This is a genomic window from Christensenella sp., from assembly GCF_034927525.1.
Classification (GTDB): domain Bacteria; phylum Bacillota; class Clostridia; order Christensenellales; family Christensenellaceae; genus Christensenella.
In genome coordinates this window covers 1-7,436 of record NZ_JAYFPU010000051.1, presented here as the reverse complement: position 1 = coordinate 7,436, position 7,436 = coordinate 1, and the positions used below count along the sequence as shown (strand labels likewise).

The 7,436-nt window shown below is 51.6% G+C and carries 7 protein-coding genes; all 7 read right to left on the bottom strand.

The features are described from left to right. Window positions 1–153: 153 nt before the first annotated feature. A complete protein-coding gene (locus VB081_RS01805; protein ID WP_323399146.1) occupies window positions 154–1,800 on the bottom strand; it encodes an AMP-binding protein in 1,647 nt (548 codons plus the stop codon). 82 nt (window positions 1,801–1,882) lie between these two features. Continuing rightward, on the bottom strand, window positions 1,883–3,136 hold the full coding sequence (locus tag VB081_RS01800) for a [Fe-Fe] hydrogenase large subunit C-terminal domain-containing protein (RefSeq protein WP_323399145.1): 1,254 nt from the start codon (window positions 3,134–3,136) through the stop codon (window positions 1,883–1,885). Window positions 3,137–3,238: 102 nt separating this feature from the next. Next, entirely contained in the window at window positions 3,239–4,516 is a 1,278-nt protein-coding gene (locus tag VB081_RS01795) for a glycosyltransferase family 2 protein (protein WP_323399144.1), read from the bottom strand. A 95-nt stretch (window positions 4,517–4,611) separates the two neighbouring features. Then, window positions 4,612–5,058, bottom strand: a complete 447-nt coding sequence (gene def / locus VB081_RS01790) for a peptide deformylase (protein ID WP_323399143.1) — start codon at window positions 5,056–5,058, stop codon at window positions 4,612–4,614. Window positions 5,059–5,068: 10 nt separating this feature from the next. Continuing rightward, window positions 5,069–5,995: a cysteine synthase A gene (gene cysK, locus VB081_RS01785; RefSeq protein WP_323399142.1), complete on the bottom strand. Its 927-nt coding sequence runs from the start codon at window positions 5,993–5,995 to the stop codon at window positions 5,069–5,071. A 136-nt stretch (window positions 5,996–6,131) separates the two neighbouring features. After that, complete coding sequence (locus tag VB081_RS01780) at window positions 6,132–6,824, bottom strand: PRC-barrel domain-containing protein (RefSeq protein WP_323399141.1); 693 nt, start codon at window positions 6,822–6,824, stop codon at window positions 6,132–6,134. A 46-nt stretch (window positions 6,825–6,870) separates the two neighbouring features. Beyond that, window positions 6,871–7,436: VanW family protein (locus tag VB081_RS01775; RefSeq protein ID WP_323399140.1), on the bottom strand; the 566-nt coding region annotated here is incomplete at its 5' end.

Here is a 7,436-nt window from a genome sequence, read left to right as displayed (position 1 = left end):
TAAAATCTTCTTCAAACGCACAGATCAGGTCTATAAAATCAAACGAATTGACATTCAAGTCCCTCAAAAGATGCGTATTACGATTCAATGTGCTTTTGTCAACGAACTGATGGTCGCTGATGATCTCAATGACACGCTGTTCCAACATTGTCCCTAAGCTCCTATGTGTTCCCTCTTTATTTTCTTTGTGGTCGTCCTCTCAAAATCCGTTTCCCGGATCGTTACGCCGCTTATTTGTTTGTATAGCGGCAATGTCTTGTTGATTGCGTCCACATCGCTCTCAAGCGTCCCTCTGATATCAGTAACCGCATGCTGCACAAAATAGTCATGATCTAAGAATACCTCCGCCAATATCCGGTCGTTTTCACCATAGGCAACGATCTCTTTTACATACGGTATCCTGCGGAAAACCTCTTCGATCTCTTCCGGTGAAATATTTTTGCCGTTCGACAGGATGACCAAGTTTTTGAGCCTGCCTGTCACATATAAAAATCCTCCGTCGCCGAGCCTTCCCAAGTCTCCCGTCTTGTACCAGCCATCTTCAAATGCCTTTTTGGTCTCGATATCGTCTTCAAAATATCCAAGCATGATGTTGGCGCCCCGCACAAGTATCTCTCCTTCGCCCGTCTCATCCGGCCGGTCGATCCTTACCTCGTTGCACGGTAAAACCACACCCACGCTTTTATCATCATAATAATCGTTGCGGTTTTCCGCTACGATGGGCGCGCATTCCGTCACGCCATATCCGTTCATGATGTGTACGCCAAGCTCGCGGAACCCTGCGGCGATCTTCTCATCCAAAAACGCGCCGCCGCAAATGCAAAATTCGAGCTCACCGCCGAGCGCGTTGAGCACCTCTGAAAACAGCTTCCTTCTGAGGTCGATACGCAGCCTCATCAGCGCGTTGCTCGCTTTGATCCCTGCTTTCAGCTTCTTGTCCTTGCCTGATTTTTTGGCGCCCGTCCATACCTTATGATACATGGATTCCAGGATCATCGGCACTACGAACAGGTTGACCGGCTTAAACTCCTGCATATCCTTCAATACATATTTCAGATTGTCGTTGATAAAGATCGTATAGCCCGCGAACAGACCGCACAATACATTAGCCGTAAAACCAAAGGTATGGTGCAGCGGCAATACCAGCAGCGAGCGTCCCGTCAGCTTGATCTTCTTGCGGGCAGCAACCGCGTCCGCCATCAGGTTTGCGTGCGAAAGCATCACGCCCTTGCTTTTGCCCGTCGTCCCTGAAGTATAAACGATGGCTGCCATCTTATGGATATCGACTTCATGTTCCTCAAAGCTCGTGTCGCCGCTGCCGATCGCCTGCCTGCCTTCTTGCAGCAGTGCGTCAAACCCGTTTTTGTCCGTGCCGCCCATATCCACACAAAGCCCAAAGCCCGGGCAAAGATTTAAGACTGTCTCGCTATATTTGGGGGAATATACGATCGCACTGCAATGGCTGCGCTCGAGCACCTCTGCCATTTCCGCTTCGCTGAGGTCTTTGTCCACCGGCACGATCACGTTACCGCCGTTTACCACGGCAAAATACGTCACCAGCCACGGATAGCTGTTCTCGCCCAGCACGGCGATATGCGCCCCCCGAAGACCGCGCAAATAAAACGCCGTTCCCAGCGCTTCGATATCTTCCTTAAATTCCTGATAGCTTTTTGATAAAATCCCGGCATTCCCGTCACGAAACATAAAAGCAGCCGCGCTATTGTATTCGCGCACTGCGTAGTCTACTAGCTCTTTCATACTGTCCAGTACAGGAACTTCGTAGTCGGGGTAATTTTTCATGATCCCTACTCCTTCATACGATAATCAACGGTCTTACTATACCATACCGTATCACTTTCTTCAATTGCTGTATTCTATTTTCTCATTGAAAATGCCGGGTGAAAATATCACTCTGTGAAAGCAGGTCTTCCACTGTTTCAAATCCAAGGCGCTTTAACAATTCTACCACGTAAGGGTTGTCGATAGGCGTTGCGTATGTCGCCCCGTCGCCGTATGTGTCAACGTGATTTTTCCCTTCCTCGCGGTCGATGATCGCCTTCGGCCCGCCGACGCAGCCGCCAACACAGCCCATGCCCTCGTAAAAGTTTGCGGACGCTTCGCCGGAAAGGATGCCGTTTATCATCGCCTTACACGCCGGTACGCCGTCCGCATGCTGTGTGCGCATCACGATCTCCCTGTTTGGGTTCAGTCGCTCGACCGTCTCCTGTACTGCTTCGCTCACCCCACCGCTGCGCGCATAAATCCTGCCCGCACGCGATGAATGGTCTTTGTAGCTCTCCTCCATATTTTGCGGATCGATCTCGAGCGCCAGAAACATATCCCGGACTTCCTCAAACGTCAATACATAATCCACCGCACCCGCAATATCCGCTTCGCGCGCTTCCGCCTTTTTGGCGATGCACGGGCCAATGAACACTGTCACCGCATCCGGATGCAGTATTTTGATCGTACGCCCGCATGCCACCATCGGCGAAACAGAGCCCGGCACATGCGGCATCAGCTCACGGTATATCTTACGGATCATAGCGATCCACATCGGACAACAGCAGCTTGTCAGCTGGTAATCTGATTCCTTCATAATGTTGTGGTCAAATTCCAGCGCTTCCTTAAGCGTCAGGATATCCGCAAACAAAGCAACCTCGATCATGCCGTCAAAGCCCATCTTTTTAAACGCGCTCCGCAGCTTTGCCGGCGTGACCTCCGCTTCAAACTGCCCGAGGAACGCCGGAGCCACAAGCGCATATACCAGGCCTTTTGTTTCGCGCAAAGTTTTTAACACAGCCATGATATCCTTGCTTGCCGTAAGCCGTTTGTCTTTGCAGTGGTCGACACACGCGCAGCATCCTACACATACACGCGGGTCTATCTCAATGCCGCCATCCTGCCCCGGTGCGATTGCGTCAAACGCACACTCGTCAGCGCAAACCTGCTGCTCGCCGGGCGAGCATTCGCAGTTGCCGAACTTCCAGATCACCGGCTGCTTTTCCGGATGCAGCAGGCAGTCAAGCTCCAAAAGCCCTTCCCGCTCCTTTTGTATCCTGTCGATTTCCTGCGCGCTCAGCTCCTGTATATCAGCCTGCAGCAGTCTTTGATATATTTCTTCAAATGTCGCCATGATTTCCCCCTGCGAAACGCTTGTTCTTTATCATTACATTAAAACAGAAGCCGTCGCTTGAAACAAATATCTCACGACCGCTTCTGTATACTTCCCTTTTACTTACAACCGTTCGCCCGGTTCTTCAAGCACCCTCTTGGCCTTTTCGATATCCTCGATCTTGTGCTCGCTGCTGTGCTCGATCGGCACCCACTCCGTCCGCGGGTTGAATATAGCCGCCAGCGCGATCACCATCATCGAAATCATAAACACCGGATACAGCGCCACCGCGCGTAGCATAGGCCGTATCTTCCGCTTTTCAAGCGCGAGCGTCAGCACCGCCGTCGCCATAGCGGCCACCCAATTGCCGATCACCATACCGATCAGAACAGGCACGCTGAATGGGTAAAGTCCCGGATTTAAAAACATCATCGCGATCACCGCCACATTGAGCGGCAGCGCCAGCCCAGTCGCCGGGATAAAGAACACGTACCATAAGAGGTCAAGCGCCTTTAAGTCGCCGCCGGCGATCTTTTTGACGATTTTTGAGAAGTAAAGGGGAATACACTGCATTCCACCGACCATCCAGCGGAACCGCTGCTTGACAGATACGCCCGCTGTTGTTGGCTGCTCGTCATAAAATACCGCTTTTTTTGCCGGCAATATCTTTTTGCCCGCACAAATCTGCTGGATGGAAAATTCCACATCTTCCGTCAGCGAATATGTTGTCCAGCCCTCTTTGCCCAATATGTCAAGCTTGAACGCAAACCCTGTGCCGCCCACCATACTGGAAAACCCGAGCTTATGCCGTGCGCCGTGGTAAAAGCGCTGCAGCATCAGCCAATATACCGAATATACCTCGCTGATCCATGAGTCGTGTATGTTTTTTGTGTCGCGGTAGCCGATCGCTACATCGGCGTCCGAGCACAACGCAAGGTTCATTTCCGTCAGAAAATCCTTTGCCGCCAGATTGTCGGCGTCGAATACGCACAGAGCATCAAAATCGTCCCTGTGCTCTGCAAGCAGCCGGTTAACGCCAAAATGCAGCGCAAAGCCCTTGCCTCTTTTTTCCGCGTCAAAACGCTCATAAACGGTCGCGCCATATTCCCTCGATACATCCGCCGTCTTGTCCGTACAATTATCAGCCACCACAAAGATGCGGTACCTGTCCTTATCATAATCCTGCGCTCTAAGGCTTGCGATCAGGTTGCCGATCACACGTTCCTCGTTGCGTGCACAAACAAGCACCGCAAAACGGTGTTGTTTTTCTTCCTTTTGCTGCAATTCCTTCGATGGCAAAAGACCCGCAAACGCGGTAATAACGAGCCAGATCATCAGCGGAGCCGAATACACCGATAGAATAATGACGACCCACTGGCAAATGACAAACCAAACATTCATACCCATTTTCCCTTATCATTGTCGCTTCGTGACTTCATTATACCAGATAAACAGGCAAAACACCTTAAGAATTCCTTAAATATGCTTATTATCCCCTATTCTTCCTCGATCATGTGGTCTACAAACAAAATACCGTCCAAATGGTCAAGCTCATGGCACAGGCATTTGGCCATGTCTCCCTCACCCTGCACCGTGACCTCTTTTCCGTTCTCATCAAGGGCACGTACTATCACAGATTTGGGGCGCAACGTCTTGCCGAACCGCTCGGGGACGCTCAAGCAGCCTTCCTCGCATTCCTGCACACCGTCCTGCTGCTCTATGACCGGATTGACCAGTTTGATCAGTCCGTCGCCCATATCGATCACGACAAGCCGTTTTAATACGCCGACCTGCGGCGCTGCCAGCCCCAGCCCCTTCTCAGCGTACATCGTTTCCGCCATATCGCCTAGGATCATCCTGATCCTATCGTTTACTTCCGTTACTTCCCTGCATTGCTTGCGCAGGATATCGTCCCCAATGAGACGCAGATTTCTTTGTGCCAAATCGTTTCTCCTATTCCTCAAACAGCGGTGTACTAAAATACCGTTCCGCCGTATCCGGCAGTACTGTGACCACCGTTTTCCCTTCTCCCAGTTTTTTTGCCAGCTTGAGTGCCGCCGCCACGTTTGTCCCGCTCGAGATGCCGCACATCAGCCCTTCGTGGCGGGCAAGCTCCTGTGCCGTACGGATCGCTTCGTCGTCCGTCACGATACACACGTCATCATATATCTCTGTATTAAGGTTTTCCGGGATCAGCCCGTCGCCGATGCCCATCTGCAAATGCGTACCGATGCTACCACCCGAGAGGATCGCCGCGTTCTCCGGTTCCACCGCCCATATCTCCATCTGCGGGTTTTGCGCCCGCAGTACTTCACCGATCCCGCTGATCGTGCCGCCCGTGCCCACGCCCGAACAAAATCCGTCGATGGGGCCGGATACCTGTTCCAATATCTCAAGCGCCGTATGGTGCCGGTGCACGGTCGGGTTTGCAGGGTTTGTAAATTGCTGCGGTACATATACCTTCGGGTCTTCCTCCGCCATTTTAAGCGCCAGACACAGGCATTCGTCGATGCAGTCTCCTATATTGCCGTCGTCATGCACCATGATCACTTCCGCGCCGTAATGCCGCACAAGCTTGCGGCGTTCCTCACTCACAGAATCCGGCATGATGATCACCGTCCGGTAGCCTTTCACCGCCCCCACCAGCGCAAGGCCGATGCCCTGGTTGCCGCTGGTCGGCTCTACGATGACCGTGCCCTGTCCGATCAGCCCGTTTTTCTCCGCTGCTTCGATCATATTGAATGCCGTTCTTGTTTTGATAGAACCGCCGATATTCAATCCCTCATATTTCACAAGCACCTGCGCGCCGTCTTTCGCCATATGCCGGAGCCGTATCATCGGCGTATGACCGATCGCCTCCAGAACATTATCGTAAACCATATGCTCCCCCATCTGTCTTTTCTTCTGCTGATACCCACTTATTATATACTGAATCCCTTTGTTTGCAAACTCTTTTAGCGGGAATCACGCGACAAAAAAAGCTGCGGACTACCGCAGCTTTTTGAACGTACCAGGTTTAGATATCCATTGTCAGCGTCAGCAGCACATCGTTGTACTTTGCTACCTGCTCCAAAATTTCCTCTGTGAGCACTGTGCCGGCTGTCAGGCTGAATGTGCCGTCATTGCTCGTCACGTCGTTTTTCACGACTTTTCCAAGCAAATACGCCTTGGATTCTTCTTCGAGCGCGCTTGGCTTGGGTTCTTCTTCCACCACGGGTGCAGCAGAGACCGCTTCCACCGTCTGACGCAGCGTTTCGTTGCCTGTCTGGTCCACAAACACCATTTTTCCCGCAAGTGTTGCGATCTTGTTGCCGCTGTATTCCTCACCGCTATCGAGGTAAAGCGTATCAATCTCGCCTGTCTTTTCATCAAAGCTAAAATCAACGATCCCGCCGATCACATCACCGGTGCTGGAGAGCACTGTCGCCCCGAGGATAAAGAAACCCTTTTCCACTACTTCGAGGATCTCTTTGGATTCGTATATCTTTCTGGCGTTCTCTATCGTCGAGGTCATGATATAGTCGGCGCCGATGCCGAGAATGTCTCTCGTCGCGATCGCCCGGAACCCATATCCGTTATTGTCCTTCAAAATCAGGTATTCCACCGTTCTTTTGGACGCGTCGATCATAAAATCCTGCGCGATCCCGTTCTCAAGCCCTTCCTTGATGCCCATTACTTTAAGTCCCAGCGTTTCTGACGATTTTTTCATTTTTTATTCTCCCATCTATCTCTTTTCTATAAATAATATGTTCCTTTTATTTATCTTTTTTACTCGTTCCCTCAAGGATCGTACCCTTGATCTCGTGGAACGTATCGTGCGCTATCTTCTCACTCTTGACGATCTCGCCGTCCTTCAAATAGTTGCGGTAAACGTCCACCTCATATCCCTTGCGGCCGGTGATCTTTGTCTGTCGCTCTCCCGCAGGCAGCTCATCCGTATAAATAATTTCCGGCTTCGGCACGTCGATCTCTTTTAAGATATCGGTTTCCAGCTCGATATCATATTCGCTCGGCTGGCCATAAATTTCCACGACGACCGACTGCTTATAGAGGTACGCGCCCAGATACATGGGATATTCGCTCGTATTTTTCAGTTTGAGGTCTTTATCATCCCAGTTGAGCGTCGCGTCCAGCCCCACCGGCAAATAAGCCGACGGCCACGAATGATGCACGCGTTCCACGATCTCCATATCCGCAAGAAGCGCCGCATTGTACAGCGTTCCTGCCAGCTGGCAGATGCCGCCGCCCAGTTCGTCCGTCAATTTTTTACCGTCCGTGATCGCCGGCGCAGGCTTGAACCCTTTGTCCGCCGTTCTCTCTC

What these genes read in the sequence shown, in the direction of transcription:
- VB081_RS01800 (WP_323399145.1), bottom strand. Translation starts at nt 3,136, where the DNA reads ATGGCGACATTTGAAGAAATATATCAAAGACTGCTGCAGGCTGATATA.
- VB081_RS01780 (WP_323399141.1), bottom strand. Translation starts at nt 6,824, where the DNA reads ATGAAAAAATCGTCAGAAACGCTGGGACTTAAAGTAATGGGCATCAAG.
- VB081_RS01805 (WP_323399146.1), bottom strand. Translation starts at nt 1,800, where the DNA reads ATGAAAAATTACCCCGACTACGAAGTTCCTGTACTGGACAGTATGAAA.
- cysK (WP_323399142.1), bottom strand. Translation starts at nt 5,995, where the DNA reads ATGGTTTACGATAATGTTCTGGAGGCGATCGGTCATACGCCGATGATA.
- VB081_RS01795 (WP_323399144.1), bottom strand. Translation starts at nt 4,516, where the DNA reads ATGAATGTTTGGTTTGTCATTTGCCAGTGGGTCGTCATTATTCTATCG.